Raw genomic sequence first — 22,653 nt, 5'->3', positions numbered from 1 at the left:
ACCGTTCATCGGGGCCGTGGGATGCAACCATCGGACGAAGACTGGATGCTGCGTGCGATCGAGTTGGGGCGGCGCGGCCGTCCCGCACCGAACCCGCACGTGGGTGCGGTGCTGACTCGAGCCGGCCGGTTCATCTCCGGTGGCCACCACGAGAAGGCCGGCACGGCGCACGCGGAAGTGAATGCCATTGCCAACGCTCAAGGTGACACGCGGGGCACGACCCTCTACGTCACGCTGGAGCCGTGCAACCACCACGGTCGAACGGGTCCCTGCACGGAAGCCATCCTCAAGGCGGGCATCACGCGCGTCGTCGTGGGCGCCGTCGACCCGAATCCCCACGTCCGGGGCGGCGGCATTGAACGCCTGAGAGCCGCGGGCGTGGAGGTCACCCCCCACGTGATGGCCGCCAGCGCCGAGGAACTCGTCGCGCCCTGGGCCAAGGTCCAGACCACGGGCATGCCCTACGTGCTGCTGTCCACCGGCCCGGGCTCCCGCGTCCTTCCGCCGGAGATGGATGCCTTATGGATTGGCACGGAGGAGATGGACGCGACCCTGTCGCCTTCCGCGCCGCTGACCGTCGTCGCCTCACCCGGCACGGAGCTGCTGCGCCGCGTGGCGCGCCGGAGCACCTCCGACCGCTGGCTGGTGTTCTGCCCGGAGGCCCGGCACGCCGAATACGTGCTCGCCACGGGCGCCGCCGCCATCACCGTGGTGCCGTTGCCCTATCAGGACGGCACGCCGTTGCCGCTGCGCCTGGCCCTGCGCGAGCTGCCCCGCCACGGCGTGGTGACGCTCTTCGTGGACGCGGAGCCCTTGCTGGAGCAGGGCCTGTGCGACGAGGGCCTCGTGGATGGACACCTGGAACGCCAGCTCGACCGGAAGGTGGGGACATGATGCCGTCGACCGCCGTCCCGCTGCTCCGTCGCCCCACCCTGCTCGTCCTCGCCCGGGCCCAGCTGCCCACGCGCGCCGGCACCTTCACCGCCGTCTCCTTCCGGCACGCCTCCGGCGAACAGATTGAAGACATCGCGCTCATCCGGGGCCCGCTCGACGGCACCACCCCAGTGCCCGCGCGGCTGCACTCCGAATGCCTCACCGGCGATGCGCTGGGCTCCTTGCGTTGTGATTGCCGCGACCAGTTGGAGCAGTCCCTGGAGGCGCTGGCCCGGGAAGACAACGGCGTCCTGCTCTACCTGCGCCAGGAGGGCCGGGGCATCGGCATCGCCAACAAGCTCCAGGCGTATCAGGCGCAGGACCGGGGGCTGGACACCGTCCAGGCCAACCTGCACCTGGGCTTCGACGACGACCTGCGCACGTATGACATCGCCGCGGGCATGCTGGCCGCGCTGCGCATCCAGCGGGTTTCGCTCTACACGAACAACCCCCGGAAGATCGCCGGGCTGGAAGCCCACGGCATCGAAGTGGACCGTCGCGTGGCCCTGCTCGGGCCGACCCGCCCGGAGAACGTCCGGTACCTCGAAACCAAACGCGTCAAGTCCGGCCACCTGCTCTAGCCCGCCCATGATCTCCCAGGACCGACTGAAGCTGGCGTTTGTCATTGGCAGCCACCGCACGCCGTCACAATCCGCCAAGGTGGGCCGCTTCGCCCGGGATCAATTCCTCCAGGGCGGGCCGGGCCGGGAGGCCTTCTACCTGGACCTGGGCGAGGCGCCCCTGCCGCTCTGGGATGAAGGTGTCTGGAATGGCGCCGAATCCTGGCAGGCGACCTGGGGCCCCGTGTCCCAGGAGCTGTCGGACGCGGACGGCCTGGTGCTGGTCACCCCGGAGTGGGGCGGCATGGCCACGCCCGCGATGAAGAACTTCCTGGTCCTTTGCAGCGACGGCTGCGTGCGGCACCGGCCCGTGCTCGTCATCTCCGTGTCGTCGGGCATGGGCGGCAGCTATCCGGTGGCTGAGCTGCGCATGAGCAGCAGCAAGAATTCGCATCTGTGCTTCATCCCGGAGCACATCATCGTGCGCAATGTCGCGCAGGTCCTCAACGAAGGGGCCGCGCCGGGGAGCGATGAAGATTTGTATTTGCGCGAGCGAATGTTCTACGCATCGAACGTATTGATTGAGTACGCCCGGGCGATGAAGCCGCTGAGAGCACGGCCCGGCATGTTCGAGAAGAGATTCCGCTACGGAATGTGACCCAGGCCGCTTCGCCTGAAACGCGAAGACGGCCCGCTTCAAACCCACACAGCTCCGGTCAGCGACACAAGCTTCGGTGAAGGGATGTCTTTCCACTCCCTCCGCCGAGGACCCGCCACGCGTGCGTGGTGGGGACAACCCCACACCCAGGAGACAAACCCATGAACACCCAGAACTCGATGAGCGCCCCCGCTGCCTTCCCCGTGCAGGTCAAGAGTGGCGTGAAGGCCGGTGCCTTCACCTTCCCCACGGGTCCGATCATCACCAACCCCGGCCCGATCATCACGGGTCCGATCATCGTGCGCCCGCCGATCATCATCGCGGCCCCGGCCTAGTCGTCGTCCCCCGGCGGTGGGGCGAACCGTATGTCGCCCCACTGCCGTTCTTCCTTCTTCCCACCGCCTCTCCTCCCATGACCCTGGCCTTCGCCCGTCCCGCGCTCGAACCCGTCGAGCTCATGCCCATCCCCGCCGGAGCCTTCCAGATGGGTTCCACCGAGGAGGAGGTCGAACGGGCGTTGCTGCGGTGGAAGTCCGCGCTGCTCAAACCGGACTACCACCTCATGTTCGGAGCCTGGCTGCGCAAGGAGATGCCCCAGCACCGTCAGGAGGTCGCGGCGTTCCAGTTGGCGCGCTTCCCGGTGACGAACCAGCAGTACGCCGCCTTCGTGGCGGAGACGGGCCATGCGCCGGCCACTTCGTTGCGCCAGGGCCTGCCGGACGACCACCCCGTGTGGGGCGTGAACGCGGCGGACATCGCGCGGTACCTGGAGTGGACCCGTCAGCGCACCGGACAGGCCTGGCGGCTGCCGACGGAAGCTGAATGGGAGTACGCGGCTCGCGGCCCCGAGCACTGGGACTACCCGTTTGGCGACACGTTCGATGCGCGCCTGTGCAACACGCGCGAGGCGGGCCTGGGCGGCACCACGAGCGTCACGCGCTACGCCGCCCATCCGACCGCGTATGGCGTCTGTGACATGGCCGGCAACGTGGAGGAGTGGACCGCCACGGATTACGCGCCCTACCCGGGCGGCCCGTTCATCGAAGACAACCTGACCGAAGCGCTGGGGCCCGTCTATCCGGTGCTCCGGGGCGGCTCCGCGGAGTGCGGCGGCGACCTGGCCCGCTGCGCGCGCCGGCACGGCCCCCACCCGACCTTCAACTTGTTTGGCTTCAGACTCGCGCTGTGAGCCCCGCTGGCCCGGCGTGAGCCGCGGCTTCTGGAGAACCCCTCATGAACTCCCTCCGCAAATCCTCCGCCTTCGCCGTGGACCCATCCGAACAGTTCATGTTCGCGGCGACCATCGGTGGCCACCTCCTGTCCGTGAGCGTGGATGACTTCGCCATCCACACGGACCTGGTCGCGCACGCCGCCTCCATCGAGTCCATCGCGGTGCACCCGACGCTGCCGTACCTGGCGACGCTGGGCATCGACTACACGGTGTCCATCTGGGACCGCGGCGACCCGCGCAAGCTGCGCAAGCTCCAGGACATCTACCTGCGTGACATCCGCTCGGAGGGCTACGAGTTCGTCGCCACCCTGCCCCTGTCGTGCCCGCTCGCGTTCCATCCCACGGAGCGCAAGCTCATCACCCATAACGCGGACGGCGCGCTCACGGAGATTGCCTTCGACGACACGCGCCACGATCCGCTGTGGGCCGCGGGCTACTTCCAGGATCCGGACGGCATCGCGTACGACATCGACTACGTCCGCTACCTGCCGGACTCCGGGAACATCTTCGCGTCCACCTTTGGCGGCCACGTGGCCGTCGTGGATCCGAAGCAGCCCAAGGAGCCGGTGCTGCGCTACCGCTATGACCGGCGCACCATCCACTGCGCGGAGCACCTGGGCGGCTCCATGTACCTGCTGGCCAGCGACACGCGCCGGGTCATCCGGTTCGACGCCAGCGGCAAGCAGGAGCCCTTCGTGGGTCCCCCGGTGGTGCGCGACCACCTGGAGCAGATCTCCATCAACCGCGCGTCCGGCCGCGTGCTCGCGAGCGGGTTCGACCGCACCCTCGTGGAGATCGACCCGGAGACGTGCGCGTCCAAGGGCGTGGTGCTCCAGACGCCGTTCAAGCTGCGCTGGCTGCACCACCTGGAGCGCGACCCCGACCTCGTGCTGGTGCAGTGCCGCAACGGCGCCTTCTACAAGGCGAGCCTGTCCGGCAAGCGCCCCACCGCCGTCATCAAGGAGACGCCCAACGCGCTGTGGACCGGCGTCCGGGTGGGCACGCACGACCTGGCGTTCGCGGGCGAGGGACCGGAGATGCTCCACGTGCACGTGGACGGCGCGGACTCCGCCACGATGGAGACGAAGGTCTCCACCCGCTGGGAGACGACCGCCGCGTCGCGGGGCTCCTACGCCAAGCGCATGGTGTTCCACCCGCCGACGCAGGCGCTGGTGCAGGGCCGCTCCGACGGCCACATCCTCAGTGTCCGCGGCGGCACCACCCGCCCGGTGACGAAGCTGGCCGCGCCCCTGCGCGACATCGCGGTGTCGCCGGAGGGCTTCGACCTGTTCGCCATCACGGAGGACTCCGCCGTCTACCGCATCGACCTGGAGTCCGGTCAGGTGCAGGCGAAGGTCGTCACCGGCGAAGAGCCCATCTGGGCGCTGGCCCACAACCCCACGCGCAAGGTGCTGGCCGTGTGCGAACGCCAGGGCCTGCTGCGCCTGCTGGACGCCACCACGCTCAACCCGATTCTCACCGTGGAAGGCACCTGGGCGCCCAAGCGCATGCAGTGGCGCGACGCGGACCGACTGCTCGTGGGCCGGGGCGCGGAGCTGTACGAGCTCAACGTGGGCACCGGCGCCATGGCGCAGGTCATCCCCCACCTGGGCAACACCATCGAGGACTTCGCCTGGGATGATTCGGGACGGTTCCTGGCGCTGTGCACCTACGCGCGGCGCATCCACCTCTTCGACTTCAAGACGTTCCAGGAGCTGTCGGTGACGGGCTTCGACCTGGACTACCCCAAGGGCCTGCTGTGGATGCCCGCGAACCGCGCCGAAGGGGCGCACCCGAACGAGCTCCTCGTCTTCGGGCGCACCGGGGTGCTGCGCCGGTACTGGGCCCATGACGGACGGCTGCATGCCATGGGGCAGGTGGACGCGCCGCTGTCCGCCGCCATCCACGACGACGCCGGGGTGTACGTCCCGTGATCAACCATCGCTCCCCCATCAGCGGCGTGGCCTGCCTGGACGACCGCTACGTCGCGACGGCCGGCTACGACAGCCAGCTCATCCTCTGGGACGCCCGCACGCAGACGGCGGTGGCCCGGGCCCGGCACGACCACCTGGCCAACCACTGCACCTTCAGCCCGGACGGCCGCTACCTGCTGTCGGGCAGCAGCGACCACACGGTGCGCCTCTGGAGCGTGCCGGACCTGGGGCTGCTCGCGGTCATGCGCCACTCGGATGACATCGAACGCGTCGCGTTCTCCTCCCGAGGGGACCGCTTCGCCACCGCGTCGCGCGACTACGCCATCCGCGTGTTCGACCTGACGGGCCGACTCGTGCACCTGCTGGAAGGCCACGCGGCGGACGCCGTCTTCGTGGAGTTCTCCCCGGACGGTCGCGAGCTGTGGTCCACCAGCGACGACGCGGACATCCGCCGCTGGGACGTGGAGACGGGCAAGCTGCTCCAGCAGGTGTCGTTCGGCGACGTGCAGTTGGACACCATCGCGATGGGCCCCAATGGCGTCCTCTACGCGGGCAACGACGCGGGGGAGATCCTCATCCTCAAGGACGGGCAGGTGCGCACGCACCAGGCGCACGCGCTGGGCATCAAGTGCCTGGCGTACAGCGGGCGCGAGTCGCGGCTCGCGAGCACCGGCTACGACGGCTTCCTGCGCACGTTCCGCACGGCGCCGGATGGTGCGCTCACGCTGGAGGCCGAGACGCGGCCCCCGCGCGAGGTGTGGCTGCGCACGTGCGCGCTGGACTCGCGCGACCGCGTCATCGTGGGCACGTTCGGCTCCAGCTACGCGACGTTCGACATCGGCTCGCGGCGCTGGGATTTGTCCCGCGTGGGTGACACGCCGGGGCTCAACGCGGTGGGCGTGCACGCGGGCGCCATCATGGCCATTGGCGACGCGGGCGTGCTGTACCGCGACGGAGTGGCGGTGCGGCGCATCGACAGCCTGTGCAACTTCCTCCTGTCCTTCCAGGGCCAGCTGCTCACCGGCGGGCAGACGGGCACGCTCTTCGACGCGCTCACCGGCCAGGTGCTGTTCGAACAGCCCTCGCCCATCAACTGCGCGGTGGAGGTGCAACGCGGAGGCGAGGCCCTGGTCGTGATGGGGACGTACTCCGGCGACGCGTGGCTGCTGGCGCGGGTGGGGGAGCGCATGGTCCTGCGCGAGCGGCTGTCGGTGTTCCGCGCCGCCATCAAGGGGCTCGCGGTGCACGGTGGCACGCTGTTCGCCACCTGTGCGGACCGCACCGTGGCGCACATCTCGCTGTCCACGCTGGAGGTGACGCGCACGGCGAACGCGCACGAGCGCATCACCAACGGCGCCGCCGCGCTGCCGGACGGGCGCTTCGCCTCCGTGGGGCGCGACCTGATGCTGCGCGTCTGGAGCAAGGGAAAGCCGAGCGTGCACCCCACACCGCACGGCCGCTCCGTGCGCTGCGTGGCCAGTTGCCCGCAGACGATGCTGCTGGCCACGGCGGCATATGACGGGACGCTCGCGCTGTTCGACGCCGAGCACGGCGAGTGGTTGAAGACGGAGCGGCTCACCGACTTCGGCATCTCCACCGTGTCGCGGGGCAGACGGCCCGGACAGTTCCTGGCGAGCGCCTACGACGGCTGCGTCTACGAGGTGTCCCGCGACGCGGCCCCTCGCCGCGTGTTCCGCGCGAGCGTGGAGCCGTTCCCGCCCCAGGCCCTGGCGGCGTAATCGAAAGCCCCCATGTCCTACGACTTCAGAGACTCACTGGCCTCGCTGGACGAAGGCCGCCGGAGCACGCCGGTCATCGCCACGGTGCTGGTGTTCCTGGTGGCCTGGGGTGCGTGGCTCGGCCTGGGCCGGGTCTCCGTGTACGTGAGCAGCACCACGTCGCGGCTGGAAGTCGAGGGCGCGGCGTTCCCGGTGGAGCCGACCATCGCGGGACGCGTGGCGCAGTCCTCGCTGCGCCTGGGACAGAAGGTCCGGGCGGGCGAGGTGCTGGTCCGCCTGGAGTCGGGGGAGCAGGAATCGGTGCTGCGTGAGCAGTTGGCGCGGCAGGCGGCGCTGGAGGCGGAGGCCGCCGCGCTTCGCAAACAGCGGGACGCGGAGCGCGAGGGCCTGGAGGGGTACGTCCAATTGACGAAGGCCTCGCTCGGAGAGGCGACAGCGCAGGAGCAGCAGGCGGCCGTCGTCGCCGAACAGGCGCGGCGTCAGGCCTCGCGGACCGAAGGGCTGCTGCGCTCGTCCTTCGTTTCGGAGGCGGAGTACGAGGCCGCCGTGAGCGAGGCGACCCGGCACGCGGCCTCCAGCACGGTGCTGCGCTTCTCGCAGGAGCGCCGCTCGGCGGAGCTGCGCGTGGGACAGAAGGACCGGCTCGCGAGCATCGCGGCGCTGGAGATCCAGTTGAGCCGGCTCATCGGTGAGCAGCAGGCGGTGGAGGCCGCCCTGCCCCGGCTCCGCGCGGAGGTGGACAAGCGGAGCATCACCGCGCCAACGGACGGCACCATCGGCAGCGTGCTTTCGCTGCATCCGGGCATGAACCTGACGGCGGGCCAGCAGCTCGCGATGCTCGTGCCCGAGCGCGCCTTGCAGATCATCGCGTACCTGCCAGCGCCCACCGCACTGGGCCGCGTGCGTCCTGGCCAGGAGGCACGGCTGCGGCTGGATGGCTTTCCGTGGACGCGCTTTGGCGCCATGGAGGCTCGGGTGTCGCAGGTGGCCCAGGAGGCCCAGCAGGGACTCATCCGCGTAGAGCTGAGCGCCTCGCCTGACTCCCTGCGCGACGTGGCGCTGGAGCACGGCCTCAGTGGCAGCGTGGAGATTGAAGTCGAGCAACTGTCCCCCTTCGCGCTCCTCTTCCGGGGCTTCGCGGAGACCCTGGGCACGACTTCATGACCGTGCGAGATCCCCAGCGACGGGCACCTCCCCTGCCTCCGGCGGTGTTTCCGCCCGTGGACGGCGGGGCGAACGATGTCCCGGACGAAGCGCACCTCGCTGGGAGCACCGGGGCACCGGCGCCGGTGGAGCCTCCTTCCATCGAACCGATTGCACCGGCCCGCAAGCCGCCCGCGCGGCGCTTCTTCATCCCGGAGGTCATCCAGTCCTCGAAGATGGATTGCGGTCCCGCGGCGCTCAAGGCGCTGCTCGGCGGCTTCGGTATCTCCGTGCACTACGGGCGCCTGCGCGAGGCCTGCCGCACGTCCGTGGACGGCACGTCCATTGACACGCTGGAGGAGCTGGCGGGGGCGTTCGGCCTGGACGCGCGGCAGACGGTGGTGCCCACGGACCACGTGCCCCTGCCCGCGGCGAGCGCGCTGCCCGCGCTGGTGGTGGTGAAGCGGCCGCACCTGGGCAACCACTTCGTCGTGTTGTGGAACCGCGTGGGTCCCTACGTGCAGGTGATGGATCCGGCGGCCGGACGCATCTGGGTGCGCTGGTCGGAGTTCGCGCCTTCGACGCTGAAGTACCGGGCGACGGTGCCCACGAAGGACTGGCGGGCCTGGGCGGAGAGCCCCGCGTTCCTGAGCCCGTTGGACTCCCGGCTGCGCTCGCTCGGCGTGTCGCGACGGGACGCGGACGCGCTGCTCGACCTGGCGCGCGACTCCAAGGGCTGGCTGGGTCTGGGCGCGCTGGACGCGGCCGTGCGCTTCTGCGCATCGCTCCAGCAGGCGGGCATCGTCCGAGGCTCCGAGGCGCGGACGGTGCGCGCGATGGTGGAGCGGGTGCAGGCCTCCTTCGAGGAGCGCTTCGACCTGCTGCCCCGCCCCTACTGGTCCGTCGAAGGTGAATCGCCCGAGGGCGAGATGGTCGCGTCCACGGGCGTGCTGCTCGTCCGCGCGCGGCTGGCCACGGAAGTCCGGGCGCCCGGCGTCCTACACACGGCGGAGGAAGGCACGGCGCTGCCGAAGGAACTCCAGGCGGCGCTGGAGACCCGCGACGAACGGCCCGAACAGGAGCTGGCGAAACTGCTCGCGGGTGAGTCGCGCGTGGGACTGGCGCTGCTCACGGTGGGCGCGCTGGTGACGCCGCTGGGAATGATCTGCCAGACGGTGCTGCTGCGCCGGCTGTTCGACCTGGCGCCGGACCTGGGCATGGGCCTGCAGCGCGTGGGCGCGGGCGTGCTCGTGGTGGGCTTCCTGGCGCTGCTTGGGGCGCTGGAGGCGGGCGTCTACGCGGGCATGCAGCGGCTGGGGCGGGTGCTGGAGATGCGCCTGCGCCTCGCGTTCATCCAGAAGATTCCCCGGCTCCAGGACCTGTACCTGCAAAGCCGGCTCAGCTCCGACATGGCCGAGCGCAGCCACATGATGCACGTCGTCCGGGGTCTCCCCGCACTGGCCTTCACGGGCGCGCGCGCGCTGGTGGGGCTGGTCGCGACGGTGGTGGCCATCGGCATGATGGACTCGCGGCTGTGGTCAGGCACCATCGTCCTCGCCGTGCTGAGCGTGGTGCTGCCGCTCGCCTTCCGCCAGCGGATGACGGAGCAGGACATGCGGGCCCGCACGCAGTTGGGCAGCCTGTCGCGCTACTACCTGGACTCGCTGGTGGGCGCGGTGCCGCTGCGCGCGCACGGGGCGCAGACGGCACTGGGACGGGAGCACGAAATCCTGCTCACCGGCTGGATGCGCAGCAGCCTCCAGTTGCTGCGCACCATGGTGTCCCTGCGCTTCGTCCAGGCCACCGTGGGCGCGGCGCTGTGCATCACCCTGCTCACGCTGCACCTGGGCTCCCAGGGCGTCACCGGCGGCATGCTGCTGGTCGCCTACTGGATCATGGGCCTGCCGGACCACGCGCAGCAGCTCGCGGGCGTCATCCAGGGCTACCCGGCGGCCCGCAACGTCGCCCTGCGCTGCATGGAGCCCCTGGGCGCTCCCGAGGTCGCACCGAGGCCCGCAGCCCCCGCGCCGCTGACGGACGTCTCGCGGACCCAGGCCACGGGCATCTCGCTCCACGGCGTGTCCGTGGAGGTCTCTGGCCACCGGCTGCTCCACGACATCGATGTGGACATCGCCCCCGGCTCGCATGTCGCCATCGTGGGCAGCTCCGGCGCGGGCAAGTCCACGCTCCTGGGCGTGCTGCTCGGCTGGTATCCGGTGGCGTCTGGCACGGTGCGGCTCGACGGTCGGCCGCTGGAGCCGTCGGACATCGAGGACCTGCGCACCCGGACGGCGTGGGTGGATCCGGCGGTGCAACTGTGGAACCAGAGCATCGCGGCCAACCTCACCTACGGGCAGGAGCAGGTAGGCAGCGGCGACATGGCGCGGGCGCTGGAGTCCGCCGACCTGGAGACGGCGCTCCAGCACATGCAGGGTGGCCTCCAGACACGCACGGGAGAGAACGGCCTGCGGCTGTCGGGCGGCGAGGGACAGCGGCTGCGGCTGGCCCGCGCGCTCCTGCGTCCGGGGATGCGGCTGGCGCTCCTGGATGAACCGTTTCGCGGCCTGGACCGCACCACGCGCCGCCGGCTGTTGGGACGGGCGCGCGAGCATTGGAAGGACACCACCCTGCTGTGCGTGACGCACGACGTGAGCGAGACGCAGGGCTTCGACGCGGTGGTGGTCATCGAGGATGGCCGCGTCGTGGAGCGTGGAACCCCCGAAGCGCTGCTGTCGGTGCCCGGCTCGCGCTACCGCGCGCTGCTGGAGGGTGAGGCCGTGGCGCAGGGACTGCTGCATGACGCTCCGGCCTGGCGACGTTGGCGGCTGGAGGGAGGGAGGCTCGTCGAATGACCACGCTCACCGCACAGGAGTTACCGGAGGCCTTCTCGACGGCGTGGCCGTTCGAGCGACTGTCCGACGCGGTCCTGCTGCTGGCCCGCCGCACGGGCTTCGTGGCGGAGCCCCGTGAAGCGCTGGCGTTGGATCGCCAGATGGCGCCGCACGACATCGCGGGCATCCACCGCTGGTTCCAGTACGCGGCGGACGCGCTCCAGGTCGAAATGCAATTGGTGAGCAGCCGCTACGAGGACGTGGACGGACTCGCGTCCAAGTGCGCGCCGGCCATCATCCGCCTGAAGGCGCCCACCGCGGACGAGTACCGCTTCCTGGTCATCGTCCGCACGGATCCAAAGCACTTCACGGTGCTGCTGCCTGACGGACGCGAGCAGAGCCTGCCGGTGCCCAGCCTGCGCGCGGCCCGCTTCGCCGCGTTCGAGGAGGAGACCGACACCTGGCTCGCGAAGCACCTGGGCCCCCTGGCCGCGAGGGTGGAGCGTGGAAGCCAGGAGGCGGTGCGGCTGCGCGCGGAGTTTCGCTCCGACCTGACGCTGACCAACTGCTGGCTGCTGCGGCCGGTGCCGGGCCGCACGTCGCTGAAGACCCTGCTGAAGCGCGAGCGCATCCTGCCGAAGCTCGGCGCCCTGCTGACGGTGCACGGGGCGCTCGCGCTGGTGGCGGTGCTGATGTGGATGAACCTGGGGACCAACGCGCTCGCCGGGCACAAGCCGGATGGATGGCACGTGGCGTGGGGCCTGCTCGTGCTCCTCCAGGTGCCGCTGATGAGCCGGGGCGAGTTCCTCCAGTCCCTGCTGGGACTGCTGCTGGGGCGGCAGTTCAAGCAGCACCTGCTCCACGGCGCGTTCCGCATGGACCCGGACGTCGTGCGCCAGCAGGGCAGCGGCGCGCTGCTGTCGGCGGTGTTCGAAAGCGAGTCCATGGAGATGCTCGCGCTGGAGACGGGCTTCCAGGCGTTCGCGATGATCATCAACCTGATACTCGTGCCGCTGGTGCTCCTGGCCGGGGCCGCGCCCACGGCGCAGGTGAGCCTGTTCCTGGGCTTCGCGGTGTTCATCGTGGCCCTGGGCGGCTGGCACCTGCGCGCCCGCGAGCGGTGGACGCGCGCCCGGCAATCCCTCACGCAGGACCTGGTGGAGAAGCTGTCCGGACAGCGCACGCGCCTGGCGCAGCAGCCCCGCTCGCTCTGGCACGCGGGCGAAGACGCGCAGCTCGCGGCTTACGCGCGGCTGTCCCGGCCCATGGACGCGGCGCGCCTGTGGTTGGTGTACGCGGCTCGCGCGTGGTTCGTGTTGGCACTGGCGGTGCTGGGACCGGCGCTCGTGTCGGGCGCCTCACCGGGCCTCGTCGCGACGAGCGTGGGCGGCCTCCTGCTGGGCTGGGGAACCCTCCAGCAACTGGGCCAGGGCGGGCTGACGGCGGGCAGCGCGGTGGTCGCGTGGCGCAGCATCGCGTCGCTGTTCCGCGCCGCGCGCAACGAGCAGACGAGCACGGGCGAGCGCGGGGGCATCATCCTGGACAAGCCCTCCGGCACGGGCGAGGTGGTGGTGCAGGCGAGGGATCTGGTGTTCCGCCATCCGTCGCGCGTGCGGCCGGTGCTGGATGGCTGCTCGTTCAAGATCCTCGCGGGAGACCGCATCCTGTTGCAGGGCGCGTCCGGCGGCGGAAAGACGACGCTCGCGGCGCTGCTCGCGGGCCTGCGCCGGCAGGACTCCGGGCTGCTGCTGCTGCGGGGCGTGGACCGCGCCACGCTGGGCGACCGCGAGTTCCGCGAGCGCATCGTGCTGGTGCCCCAGTTCCACGAGAATCACATCTTCGCCGCGAGCCTCGGCTTCAACCTGCTGATGGGGCGCCGCTGGCCGGCGGATCCCGCGGACCTCGCGGAGGCGCGGACGGTCTGCGAGGAGCTGGGCCTGGGCCCGTTGCTGGAGCGCATGCCGGGCGGCCTCAATGAGATGGTGGGCGACGCGGGCTGGCAGTTGTCCCACGGCGAGAAGAGCCGCGTGTTCCTCGCGCGGGCCCTGCTCCAGGACGCGGACGTCATCATCCTGGATGAGAGCTTCGCGGCGTTGGATCCGGACACGCTCGGCAAGGTCATGGCCTGCGTGGACGCGCGGGCCCGGACCTTGATGCTCATCGCGCATCCCTGACCCGCGCGCGTCAGCGCGGCAGCGTGAGGTTCAGCAAGCCCATGCGGTGCAGCTTCGCCAGCGTCTTGAGCGTCTCCAGCTCGCGCGCGGGGCTGGCCAGCACCAGCGTGGACACGTCCCACGTGCCGCTGATGAGCCCGGCGATCTGTCGCTCCTCCGGCTTGAGCATCACCATCGCATGGGGCGCCTGGACCAGTTGCGGCACCACGAGCGGCGGCATCTCCGAGTAGAGCGCGGCCACGTGTTCGCGCTGCACCAGGCGCGCGAACTCGCGCACGCGCCGGTCCGCGGGGTCGCTGGCCAGGAGCAGACCACACACGATGCCGGCCGCGTCGTACTGGCCCTCGCGCATCAACACCGCGCCCTTCTCCAGCATCTCCGCCACCGGATCCGCTTCCACCTGCGGCGCGCCGTCCACCTCCACCAGCTTCGCGCGCAACAGCTCGTGCACCCGCCGCGTCACCGACGAGCGCGACACGCCCATGGACAGCCGCAGCCGGCCCAGGTTCTGCGGCGTCGTCGTCATGCCCAGGATGATCCGGTGCATCAGCGGCTGGCTGGGGCTGGGCGGCGACAGCGCGCGCACGCTCATCGCGTCGATGGGCAGCGCCTTGTCCACGTCCGCCTGCTCATCCACCCAGCGCAGGGATTCGAAGAGCAGCTCACGGATGCTCATGTCGGACGGCACCCAGTCCTCACCGGTGCGGTCCGCGTCCTCCGTCCAGTGGAACGTGCCCCGTCCCGCGATGGTCAGGTCCGTCATCGCCGCGAACAGCTCCTCGCGGCCCAGGTCGCGCACCCAGCGCGCCTGCACCCCGTGCGCGTCGAAGGCCGCGTCCACGTCCGGAGTGCGCGCCAGCTCGTCGAAGGCCGCCAGCACCCGCTGCCCCTGGGCCAGCTTCGGCAGGGAGAGCAGGCGGGCCACACGGCCGCGCAAGCCATCGCTCGCGGTGGCGCCCACCTGGCCGGACAGGAGGAACAACTTGCGCTCGCCCGCTTCCCACGACAGCTGCAACGTCCCCGTCTTGCGGGAGCTGTCCAGCCATTGGAGGAATTCGGGAAGCGGGTAGCTGAAGAGGTCGCCGTGGATGGCCATGCGTGTCGGATTCGAGGATACAGTTCCCCGCCGTGCGCGTCGCGGTCCTGTTCATCGACGGGGTGGGCGTCGGGCGGAATGACCCGGCCGTGAACCCGCTTTCGGGCAGGGACCACCTGCTGTCCTGGTTCCAGGACGCCCCCGCACCCACCCTGCCCCACGGCGGCTTCGGCCTCCCGGTGGACACCACCTTCGGCGTCCCCGGCCGCCCCCAGTCCGCCTCCAATCAGACGGCCATCCTCACCGGGGACCCCGCCCCCGCCCTCGTGGGCGGCCACGTGCTGGGCTACCCCAACGCCGCCCTGCGCGACCTGATGGCGGAGCGCTCCATCGTGCGCCGCCTCAAGGCACAGGGCCGCACCGCCACCTTCGCCAACGCCTACCCCGCGCCCTACCTGGACGCGCTCGGCATCCCCCGGCGCCCCTCCACCTCCCCGCCGGAGTTCATCCTGCCCCCGCGCACCGCGCGCAAGGTGCGCGCCTCGGCGGCCAAGCTCGCCTTCGCCGCGGGCGGTGAGCCCCTGCGCACCCTGGACGACGCCCGCGCGGACGACGGCCTCACCCACGACATCACCGGCGCGCAGGCCCGCGCCCACGGGCTGTCCATCCCCCTGCGCACGCCCGAGGAAGCCGCCGCCCTCTTCTGGCGCATCGCCGAAGGCGCGGACTTCACCTTCTTCGAGCACTACCTCGCCGACGAGGCCGGCCACGCCCAGGACTTCACCGCCGCGCGGGCCGCGCTGGACACGTTCGATGCGTTCACCCGCGCCATCGCCGCCACCCGCCCCGCCGACGCGCGCGTGCTGGTGTGCAGTGACCACGGCAACGTGGAGGACCTGTCGGTTCGCGGACACACCGTGCACCCGGTGCCCATGCTCTACTTCGGGCCCTCCGCCCCGGAGGTAGCGTCCTTCACCACCGTCGCGGACGTGGGTCGCGCCGTGATGCGCTGGCTTGGGGCCAACGGAGAGGCTCGGGATGCGGGTGGGTGGTAGCGCAGGACGATGGAGCGTCATGCTCGTGGCGCTCGCCCTGCTGTCGGCGTGCGCTTCCTCGACCCGGAAGGCCCCCGTGGACGCCGACGCCACGCTGGACCTGCCCGGCGGTCAGTTCCGCTTCGCCCACGCCCCCAGGGAAGCCCAGGCCTCGGAGATGGTTCGCCGGGCCGTGGAGAACGCCGCCCCCCGGCTCGCCCGCTGGGGCACCTTCCACGAGCCCGTCACCCTGGTCATCCACCCCAACCACGCCGCCCTGGAGCGCGCCGCCAGCCGCCCCGACCACGACTTCTTGCGCGCCTGGGCCCGCTTCGAACAGGTGGAGCTCCAGAGCCCCCGCACCTGGACGCGCGCCGGGGCCTCCCAGAAGCAGGTGGACGAGCTGCTCCTGCACGAGCTCACCCACAGCCTGATGTACCAGGCGTCCGCCACCCGCATGACCTGGACGAAGAAGGGCATCCCCCTGTGGTTCAGCGAAGGCATGGCCTCCTACACCGCTGCCCAGGGCTACCGCGTCCCCAGCCTGGAGGACCTGTCCCGCTTCCTCCACGACCACCCCCAGGCCGACCCGCTCGCCCGCGCCGAGTCGCTCTACGAGTCCGAGAACGCCACCGTCTACGGTGCCGCCCACCACGCCTTCGACTTCCTCATCAGCCGCTACGGCGAGGAGCGCGTCCGGGGCACCCTTCAGGCCATGCGCCAGGGCCAGGACTTCTCCCCCGCCTTCCAGGAGGCCGTCGGCATCCCCGTGGACGCCTTCCTGCGCGACTTCCGCCGTTACGTGTACCTGCGCGGCTTCAAGGGGGGTCGCATCAACCCACCCGAGCCCGAAATGGGTCGGTTTCGAGGCGAAAACCGGAGGCTTCCCTGGATTCCATTGATCTCCAAACCACTGCCCCCACCTTCGGGCCCGCCAGACACAACTCTGGAGGGCACAAGCGCGAAAAGATGAAGACGCCCGCTATGCGTGGGCCGTCGGAGGATTCCCCCCCGTGAGTGACTCCAAGATCAACCGCACGACCAGCGCCCCGGCCCCCGCCAAGGCGTCTCCCACGGTCGACGCCGAAAAGGTGCTCGCCCAGCAGAAGGCCGCCGCCGCCAAGGCCGCCGCCGCCCGCCGGAACACCTCCGCCTTTGAATCCACCCCCGCCGCGGGCGCGAAGGCCCCCGTCGCCGGCTCCGGAACCCTGGCCCGTTCGGGCAACACGGAGGCCCTGCTGGGCGCTGCTCCCACCGCCCCGGTGCGTCCGGGTGCCACGGTGGAGAAGCCCGTCACCCGCACCATCACGTTCACGTACGACGCGGGCCCGCACAACCAGCTCACCAACCCGCAGCTCAAGGGCAGCTGGGACACGGACGGCCGCTTCAGCGCCCAGTGGAGCGGGGGCGGCATCCCCATGAAGTCCCTGGGCAATGGCAAGTACGAGGCCACCGTGAAGGTGGCGGACGACGGCCTGGCCCGCAACTGGGAGTGGGGCGTCAGCGTGGACGGCCCGTCCGGCAAGGACCAGTGGGCGGTGATGGGCGAGGGCAACCTCAAGTTGGATCTCTCCAAGCCCACCGCGTCCTATTCGCCCACGACGTACCACCAGATGGGCGCGCAGCGCTCCGGCCAGGACGTGTCCTTCAAGTTCTGGGCGCCGGATGCACGCGCCGTCCAGGTGAAGGTCACCGACAAGCAGGGTCAGCAGCAGCGCATCCCGCTGACGCGCGACGAGGGCGGCAACTGGACCGCCCAGGCGAAGGGCGCCTGGAGCAACCTGGAGGGCAAGTCCTACGTCTACGAGGTCGTGGACTCCACGGGCGCGACCAGCGACCGGCCGGACCCGTACGCGCGCCGGATGATGGGCGAGCAGCGCGGCCTGGACCGCCTCTTCCTGGACCCCATGCGCGGCAAGGAGGTGGACCGCTACTTCCCCGGCGCCACGCCCCTGATGCGCTTCGACGTGGACGACGCCGAGGACGCGGACAGCGCGTACCTGGTCCTCAAGGACGGCGACGGCAACCCGCTCAACAAGGCGCAGCTCCAGGAGCGCCTGGGCAAGTTCGACGAGACGCTCATCGACAAGTTCCGGGGCGGCGCGGCGAACAGCGACTTCTGGTCGCGCAACGTCACGGACGACGGCCGCATCAAGATGACGAACCAGGGCGGCGCGTGGACGACGCTCGTCAATGATCCGTCGAAGCTCGAGGGCCTGCGCTACGAGCTCCAGGTGTTCGACAAGGACGCGCAGGGAAAGCTGCACCTGCGCGACGACGTGAACAACGACGGGAAGCTGTCCCAGACGGAGCGCATCTCCTCGTCGGAGAACGACCCCTGGAGCGACCTCATCACCGTGGGCAGCGGCGTGGACTTCCGCGGCTCCGTCTTCACGGACCCCACGGCGTTCGTGTTCAAGAACGACAACGTTCCCCGTGAGAAGGACCCGTCCAAGTGGACGGTGTACCAGCTGCACGCGGGCAGCTTCCTGGGCCAGGCGGGCAACTCCAACCGCTCCACCATGGAGGACCTGCTCAAGAAGCTGGATTACTTCAAGGAGCTGGGCGTCACCACGCTGGAGCTGTTGCCCACGAACGAGGTGGAAGGCAGCCGCAACTGGGGCTACCTGGGCGTCAACAGCCTCGCGGCGGAGAGCTCGCTGGGCTTCGAGGACGACACGGGCCAGTGGGTGGAGGGGGATGAGGCCCTCAAGCGCTTCATCGACGCGGCCCACGGCAAGGGCCTCAACGTGGTGTCGGACGTCGTCTACAACCACGTCTTCGGCGACCACAACGGCCTGTGGAACGTGGGCGGCCCCAGCAACCCGTACTTCAACTGGTCCAAGGATCCGGGCAAGTTCGAACAGCGCGACACGCCCTGGGGCGCGGTGCCCGCCTACAACACGCCGGAGGTGAAGCAGCTCTTCATCGACCACGCCGTGCAGCAGGTGCAGGAGCTGAAGTTCGACGGCCTGAGATTCGACTTCACGGAGCCCATCAAGGGCGTGGGCGGCAAGGACGGCTGGGACATGCTCCGGGAGATCAACCGCCAGGTGCACTTCGTGAACCCCAACGTGTGGACCGTGGCGGAGCAGTTCGACTACGAGCCGGACATCTCGCGCCCGGCGAAGGCGGACGGCACCGGCGGCGGCTTCGACGCCCAGTGGTACACGGAGTTCCAGCACCGGCTCGTCAACGACAACAGCAAGCCGGGCCTGGTGCAGGCGGCCGCGCGCGGGCTGAAGACGGACATGGACGCGTTCGTCAACCTCATGACGGCGCCGCGCGGGTTGGACAGCTGGCAGAAGGCGTTGTCCATCATCTCCAACCACGACGAAGTGGGTAACGCCCAGCGCACCATGAACACCGCGGAGGGCGAGAAGGCCACCGACTTCCCGGACCAGTGGACGCGCGGCGCGGCCCGCTTCACCGGCGGCATGGGCATGGCTGGTCCCGGCATCCCGATGTTCTTCCAGGGTGACGAGTTCGGCGCGCAGAACGACTTCCGCTGGGGCAACCCCTCCACGTGGGACAGCGACTGGAGCTGGCAGGACGTGGGCAAGGACGTGGACTTCGGCAAGGTCACGTTCAACGACGCGACGAAGGCCACCTACGAGCGCCTCTTCACGCTCTCCCCGGACGCGCAGACGAAGGACACCGCGTACAAGGCCTTCTCCGCGGACGACAAGAAGCTGTTCAAGGAGATCTCCAGCCTGCCCGCCTCCGAGCGCAAGGACGCGATGCTGGACGTCACCCGCCGGCAGAGCTTCAGCTTCTACAAGGACGCCATCGGCCTGCGAAACAGCAGCCCGGCCTTCAGCGCGGCGGCGGAAGTGAAGCGCGTCTACACCCACAACGACGACAGCGTGATGGCCTTCACGCGCAAGTCGGGCAACGAGGAGTTCCTCGTGGTGGGCAGCCTGAACAAGAAGAACCTGGACGGCTACACCCTGCCGCTGCCTCCCGGGCAGTGGAAGGAAGTGCTCAACAGCGACGCCTCCGCGTACGGCGGCGGCAACTTCGGCAACTTCGGCGCCACGCTGAACGGCGGGAACACCAAGGTGAACATCCCCGCCGCCGGCTACGTGGTGATGAAGCGGGTCGGTTAGTTCGTCCCCTTCGCTTCCGGTCCGGCCGCCGCCTGCTTCGGGGCCGCCGGGCTGGGAAGCAGGGGCGGCCGGTCCTTGCCCTCCATCGCCCGCTGAAGCTCCAGCTCCTGGAGCAGCACCGCGGGCGCCACGGTGGACACCGGCACGTTGCCGCTCTCCGCGCCGCAGAAGCCGTTGAACACGCCCAGCCGCTGGCCCGTGGCGAGGATGCGGTTCACCGACGACAGCGGCGTGCCGACAATCTCAACGCCGCGCACCAGCGTCTCCTCGCCCGTCTTCACGTCCACGCGGTACACCATGCGCGGCACGCCCTTGAAGGCCTGGTAGCCGTAGCTGGACGTGTTGGTGTTGCCCCCGGTGATGTCGCGGATGATGAGCCCGTACGGCTTGCCCTGCCGCTTCGCCTCCGCGACGAGCATCTTCTTCAGCTCCGCGTCGCTCACCTGCTTCGCGCTGTCCACCAGGAGGTTGCCCATGCGCGCCACCGGCTGGAGCGTGCCCTGGCCGCGCCCGTGGCCGTTGGACTTCGCGAAGCCCTCCACGGGGTGGCGGCTCATCAGGTAGCCCTTGAGCACGCCCTTCTCCACCAGCGACACCGGCTGCCCCTTCACGCCCTCTTCGTCATAGAGGTAGTAGCCGTTGAGCGGCTCGCCGTTCACCTCGCGCCTGGACGGATCATCCCGCAGCGACAGGAAGGACGGGAGGATCTGCTTGCCCTCCTGGCCCTTGAACGTCTTGCCATCGCTGTCGCCGTCCTGCCGGTCCGCTTCCAGCCGGTGGCCCAGCGTCTCGTGGAAGAGCACGCCCGCGGCCTCCGGCGCCAGGATGGCGGGCCCCGCGTACGGGGTGATGGCCGGCGCCTGCCGCAGCGCGAGCAGTTCATCGATGACCTTCTGCGCCGCCACGTGCACCTTCGCCACGTCCGGCATCCCGGCTTCGGTGGGCAGGTAGAAGCTGCGCGAGTCATCCAGCAACTGCCCGTCCGGCGCGCGCGTCACCGCGGAGACGTGCAGCGCGTACAGCGTCTCCTCGGTGATGAGCTTCGTGCCTTCGGAGGAGACGAACAGCCGCGTCGCCTTGTCCGCGGTGATGCGCACCTCCGAATCGAACAGCTCCGGGTGCGCGTTGAAGCGCGCGGAGACCTCCCGGGCCAGCTTGCGCCACTTCTCCCTGTCGAAGGGAAAGGCCACCGGCGGCTGCACGTAGGTGGAGGGCGTCTCGCGGGAGAAGGACGCCGCGCGCTTGGGGTCCTCCACCGCGTAGACGTCCTCGCCCTTCTTCTTCAGGAACTGGAAGAGCGCGGCCTTGTACTTCTCATCCGTGACGAGCCACAGCGCCGTGCGCAGCGCGAGCGGGGAGTCATCCAGCGGCCCCTCCTTGCGCGCGCTGAAGCTTGCGCCCTTGCTGGTGCTGAAGCCGAAGTCGAGCGAGTCCGCGACGGAGCTGTCGAAGTCGTAGCTGCCCACGCGCACGTCCACGCCCAGCTTGCGCTCGCGGTAGTCGTCGTCCTGGAACACCGCCCCGTAGCGCGCGACGAGCAGCCGCGACTCGTAGTCCTTCACCAGGTAGCTGATGAAGTACGGCGCCTCATGGCCGTTCACCTTGAGCTGCTGCTGGTTGCGCGTCAGCTCCGCGGACATCGCCTCCAGGAGCTGGGAGCGGGGGTCTGGCGCGGGCGCCGCGCCCATCAGCAGCGACGCGGCCAGCAACAGCGGGAACAGGGGATGGAAGGCGTTGGGCACGGCGCGCACTGTAGCCAGAAACGGGCAAGGGTCCTCCCCTCACGCGCAGCCCCTCCCGGCGGCGCGTGAAGCGAGGACCCTCTCGCCTGGAAGCCTTGCGGCCTCCAGGCGCATGTCGCCTGTCTGTACCTTGAAGCCTTCGGGAAGCCTTACGCCTTGACGATCTTCTCGCGGCCCTCCGTGACGGCCTTCGTCGCGTTGCGCGTGTCGATGACGATGTTCGAGCGCTGGACCAGCTCGTTGTAATCGATGTGCGAGTGGTCGGTCAGGATGATGACCGCGTCGTACTGGCCCAGCGTCTCAGCGTCGAGCGGGACGGACGTCATCTCCATGTTGAAGCCGTGGCCCTTGTGCAGCTCCTTCACGAACGGGTCGTGGTAGCTGATGTCCGCGCCCTTCTCCTTCAGGAGCGTCATCACGCGCAGCGACGGGGACTCACGGAAGTCGTCGATGTCCTTCTTGTACGCCGCGCCCAGGCAGAGGACCTTCGCGCCGTTGAGGACCTTCTTGCCCGCGTTGAGCGCCTCCATCGTGCGCTGGACCACGTAGTACGGCATCTGCCAGTTCACTTCGCCGGCCAGCTCGATGAACTTGGTGTGGAACTCGAACTCGCGCGCCTTCCACGTCAGGTAGAACGGGTCAATGGGGATGCAGTGCCCGCCCAGGCCGGGGCCCGGGTAGAACGGCTGGAAGCCGAAGGGCTTCGTGCTGGCGGCCTGGATGACTTCCCAGACATCCACGTTCATGCGGTCGCAGAGCATCTTCATCTCGTTGACCATCGCGATGTTCACGCAGCGGTAGATGTTCTCCAGCAGCTTGGAGAGCTCCGCCACGCGCGTGGAGGACACCGGGACGACTTCCTTCAGCGCGCTGCCGTACAGGGCGACCGCGACTTCAAGGCACGCGGGCGAGTAGCCACCGACGACCTTCGGAATCGTCTTGGTGTTGAAGCCCTTGTTGCCCGGGTCCTCGCGCTCGGGGCTGAAGGCCAGGAAGAAGTCCACGCCCGCCTTGAGGCCGCCCTTCTCCAGCAGGGGCTTGAGGATCTCCTCGGTGGTGCCCGGGTAGGTGGTGGACTCCAGGATGAAGAGCTGGCCGGGACGCACGTACGGCGCCAGCGCCTCGCCCGTGGCGATGATGAAGCTCATGTCCGGCTCACGCGACGCGGTCAGCGGCGTGGGCACGCAGATGATGACGCAGTCCAGCTCGCGCGACTTCGCGAACTCATTGCTCGCCGTGAGTTTGCCCGCCTGGGTGAGCTTCGCCAGCGGCTCGCTGGGGATGTGCTTGATGTAGCTCTCCCCCTTCGTAATCTTGTCAATCTTGCGCTGATCCACGTCCAGGCCGGTCACCATGAAGCCGGCGTCCGCGAACGCCATGCCCAGGGGAAGACCGACGTAACCGAGACCCACCACGCCCACCTTCGCTTCCCGATTGCTGATCCGCTCCAGCAAGGGGTTGCCAACCATCACGCGCATTGTCGTTGCTCCCAGCAAATTGACAGGTGGCCTCGCCGGCTCGCCTGTCCC

The 22,653-nt window shown here is 69.8% G+C and carries 16 protein-coding genes; 13 read left to right on the top strand and 3 right to left on the bottom strand.

Annotated elements, in window-relative coordinates:
- The first annotated feature begins 21 nt into the window (after window positions 1–21).
- The 10 genes from ribD (at window position 22) to OV208_RS29420 (ending at window position 13,203) form a co-directional block, all read left to right on the top strand.
- Complete coding sequence (ribD, locus tag OV208_RS29465; RefSeq protein ID WP_324291424.1) at window positions 22–894, top strand: bifunctional diaminohydroxyphosphoribosylaminopyrimidine deaminase/5-amino-6-(5-phosphoribosylamino)uracil reductase RibD; 873 nt, start codon at window positions 22–24, stop codon at window positions 892–894.
- Window positions 891–1,514, top strand: coding sequence for a GTP cyclohydrolase II (gene ribA, locus OV208_RS29460; RefSeq protein WP_267577237.1), 624 nt, complete (start codon window positions 891–893; stop codon window positions 1,512–1,514). Before ribD ends, ribA begins: the two co-directional genes overlap by 4 nt.
- Before the next feature lie 7 nt (window positions 1,515–1,521).
- Window positions 1,522–2,151, top strand: coding sequence for an NADPH-dependent FMN reductase (locus OV208_RS29455; protein WP_267577236.1), 630 nt, complete (start codon window positions 1,522–1,524; stop codon window positions 2,149–2,151).
- A 161-nt stretch (window positions 2,152–2,312) separates the two neighbouring features.
- Complete coding sequence (locus tag OV208_RS29450; RefSeq protein ID WP_158620451.1) at window positions 2,313–2,486, top strand: hypothetical protein; 174 nt, start codon at window positions 2,313–2,315, stop codon at window positions 2,484–2,486.
- A 77-nt stretch (window positions 2,487–2,563) separates the two neighbouring features.
- Entirely contained in the window at window positions 2,564–3,340 is a 777-nt protein-coding gene (locus OV208_RS29445) for a formylglycine-generating enzyme family protein (protein ID WP_267577235.1), read from the top strand.
- Between the two features lie 44 nt (window positions 3,341–3,384).
- On the top strand, window positions 3,385–5,316 hold the full coding sequence (locus tag OV208_RS29440; RefSeq protein WP_267577234.1) for a hypothetical protein: 1,932 nt from the start codon (window positions 3,385–3,387) through the stop codon (window positions 5,314–5,316).
- A complete protein-coding gene (locus tag OV208_RS29435) occupies window positions 5,313–7,055 on the top strand; it encodes a WD40 repeat domain-containing protein (protein WP_267577233.1) in 1,743 nt (580 codons plus the stop codon). Before OV208_RS29440 ends, OV208_RS29435 begins: the two co-directional genes overlap by 4 nt.
- Before the next feature lie 12 nt (window positions 7,056–7,067).
- Complete coding sequence (locus OV208_RS29430) at window positions 7,068–8,219, top strand: HlyD family secretion protein (RefSeq protein ID WP_267577232.1); 1,152 nt, start codon at window positions 7,068–7,070, stop codon at window positions 8,217–8,219.
- Window positions 8,216–11,050, top strand: a complete 2,835-nt coding sequence (locus OV208_RS29425) for an ATP-binding cassette domain-containing protein (protein WP_267577231.1) — start codon at window positions 8,216–8,218, stop codon at window positions 11,048–11,050. Before OV208_RS29430 ends, OV208_RS29425 begins: the two co-directional genes overlap by 4 nt.
- Window positions 11,047–13,203, top strand: a complete 2,157-nt coding sequence (locus OV208_RS29420; RefSeq protein WP_267577230.1) for an ABC transporter ATP-binding protein — start codon at window positions 11,047–11,049, stop codon at window positions 13,201–13,203. Before OV208_RS29425 ends, OV208_RS29420 begins: the two co-directional genes overlap by 4 nt.
- Before the next feature lie 10 nt (window positions 13,204–13,213).
- Here the strand turns inward: OV208_RS29420 and OV208_RS29415 are convergent, their stop codons facing one another.
- Complete coding sequence (locus OV208_RS29415) at window positions 13,214–14,299, bottom strand: DUF4388 domain-containing protein (RefSeq protein WP_267577229.1); 1,086 nt, start codon at window positions 14,297–14,299, stop codon at window positions 13,214–13,216.
- Between the two features lie 32 nt (window positions 14,300–14,331).
- Between OV208_RS29415 and OV208_RS29410 the strand changes: the two genes are divergently transcribed.
- Genes OV208_RS29410 through OV208_RS29400 form a run of 3 tightly spaced genes read left to right on the top strand, consistent with a single transcriptional unit; the run spans window position 14,332 to window position 19,382 of the window.
- Window positions 14,332–15,294: a metalloenzyme gene (locus OV208_RS29410; RefSeq protein WP_267577228.1), complete on the top strand. Its 963-nt coding sequence runs from the start codon at window positions 14,332–14,334 to the stop codon at window positions 15,292–15,294.
- Window positions 15,295–15,313: 19 nt separating this feature from the next.
- Entirely contained in the window at window positions 15,314–16,246 is a 933-nt protein-coding gene (locus OV208_RS29405) for a hypothetical protein (protein ID WP_267577227.1), read from the top strand.
- A gap of 40 nt (window positions 16,247–16,286) precedes the next feature.
- Window positions 16,287–19,382 carry an alpha amylase C-terminal domain-containing protein gene (locus tag OV208_RS29400; RefSeq protein ID WP_267577226.1) on the top strand — a complete coding sequence of 1,032 codons (3,096 nt, stop codon included), beginning with the start codon at window positions 16,287–16,289 and terminating at the stop codon, window positions 19,380–19,382.
- Here OV208_RS29400 and OV208_RS29395 read toward each other — a convergent pair.
- Window positions 19,379–21,070, bottom strand: coding sequence for a TldD/PmbA family protein (locus tag OV208_RS29395; protein ID WP_267577436.1), 1,692 nt, complete (start codon window positions 21,068–21,070; stop codon window positions 19,379–19,381). The genes OV208_RS29400 and OV208_RS29395 overlap by 4 nt on opposite strands.
- A 203-nt stretch (window positions 21,071–21,273) precedes the next feature.
- The gene (locus tag OV208_RS29390; protein WP_324291427.1) at window positions 21,274–22,593 is read right to left on the bottom strand and encodes a nucleotide sugar dehydrogenase; all 1,320 of its coding nucleotides are present in this window, start codon (window positions 22,591–22,593) and stop codon (window positions 21,274–21,276) included.
- Between the last annotated feature and the right edge of the window lie 60 nt (window positions 22,594–22,653).

Origin of the sequence: Corallococcus sp. bb12-1 (assembly GCF_026626765.1) — a bacterium.
Taxonomy (GTDB): Bacteria; Myxococcota; Myxococcia; order Myxococcales; family Myxococcaceae; genus Corallococcus; species Corallococcus terminator.
Note: the sequence above shows the minus strand (reverse complement) of the source record. Positions and strands in the feature narration are given on the sequence as shown.

Excerpts from the sequence above, each read along its gene's own strand:
- ribD (WP_324291424.1), top strand. The coding sequence starts at position 22 with ATGCAACCATCGGACGAAGACTGGATGCTGCGTGCGATCGAGTTGGGG.
- ribA (WP_267577237.1), top strand. The coding sequence starts at position 891 with ATGATGCCGTCGACCGCCGTCCCGCTGCTCCGTCGCCCCACCCTGCTC.
- OV208_RS29455 (WP_267577236.1), top strand. The coding sequence starts at position 1,522 with ATGATCTCCCAGGACCGACTGAAGCTGGCGTTTGTCATTGGCAGCCAC.
- OV208_RS29450 (WP_158620451.1), top strand. The coding sequence starts at position 2,313 with ATGAACACCCAGAACTCGATGAGCGCCCCCGCTGCCTTCCCCGTGCAG.
- OV208_RS29445 (WP_267577235.1), top strand. The coding sequence starts at position 2,564 with ATGACCCTGGCCTTCGCCCGTCCCGCGCTCGAACCCGTCGAGCTCATG.
- OV208_RS29440 (WP_267577234.1), top strand. The coding sequence starts at position 3,385 with ATGAACTCCCTCCGCAAATCCTCCGCCTTCGCCGTGGACCCATCCGAA.
- OV208_RS29430 (WP_267577232.1), top strand. The coding sequence starts at position 7,068 with ATGTCCTACGACTTCAGAGACTCACTGGCCTCGCTGGACGAAGGCCGC.
- OV208_RS29425 (WP_267577231.1), top strand. The coding sequence starts at position 8,216 with ATGACCGTGCGAGATCCCCAGCGACGGGCACCTCCCCTGCCTCCGGCG.
- OV208_RS29420 (WP_267577230.1), top strand. The coding sequence starts at position 11,047 with ATGACCACGCTCACCGCACAGGAGTTACCGGAGGCCTTCTCGACGGCG.
- OV208_RS29415 (WP_267577229.1), bottom strand. The coding sequence starts at position 14,299 with ATGGCCATCCACGGCGACCTCTTCAGCTACCCGCTTCCCGAATTCCTC.
- OV208_RS29405 (WP_267577227.1), top strand. The coding sequence starts at position 15,314 with ATGCTCGTGGCGCTCGCCCTGCTGTCGGCGTGCGCTTCCTCGACCCGG.
- OV208_RS29395 (WP_267577436.1), bottom strand. The coding sequence starts at position 21,070 with ATGGGCGCGGCGCCCGCGCCAGACCCCCGCTCCCAGCTCCTGGAGGCG.
- OV208_RS29390 (WP_324291427.1), bottom strand. The coding sequence starts at position 22,593 with ATGGTTGGCAACCCCTTGCTGGAGCGGATCAGCAATCGGGAAGCGAAG.